Origin of the sequence: Bradyrhizobium sp. Mp27 (assembly GCF_029953005.1) — a bacterium.
In the GTDB taxonomy this organism is placed as follows: Bacteria; Pseudomonadota; Alphaproteobacteria; order Rhizobiales; family Xanthobacteraceae; genus Bradyrhizobium; species Bradyrhizobium barranii.
Genome location: NZ_JASAUS010000883.1, coordinates 1 through 218 on the forward strand (window position 1 = coordinate 1; position 218 = coordinate 218).

Genomic DNA, 218 nt, shown 5'->3' on the forward strand with positions numbered 1-218 from the left:
TCTCGGTCATGGCGTATCGCTCTCCTCGAGAGGTTCTGGCAGGCTCGTCACCCGCCTCGATACGCCGCCTTCCTCACACCGTCATCACCCAGATTCCGCCATAGCTCATGTGTTCCTGAAGCTGCTTGAGGCTCGTGAAGGAGGTGCCGCTGAGCGACTGCCCCTGCAAGATGGAAAACCATACTTCGACCTGATTGAGCCATGACGCACTTGTCGGC

Annotated in this window: 1 pseudogene; it reads right to left on the bottom strand. The window is 58.7% G+C overall.

Annotation, left to right across the window (positions count from 1 at the left end):
• Positions 1-106: 106 nt before the first annotated feature.
• A pseudogene (locus QJT78_RS52900) lies at positions 107-218 on the bottom strand (IS630 family transposase); the annotation flags it as partial.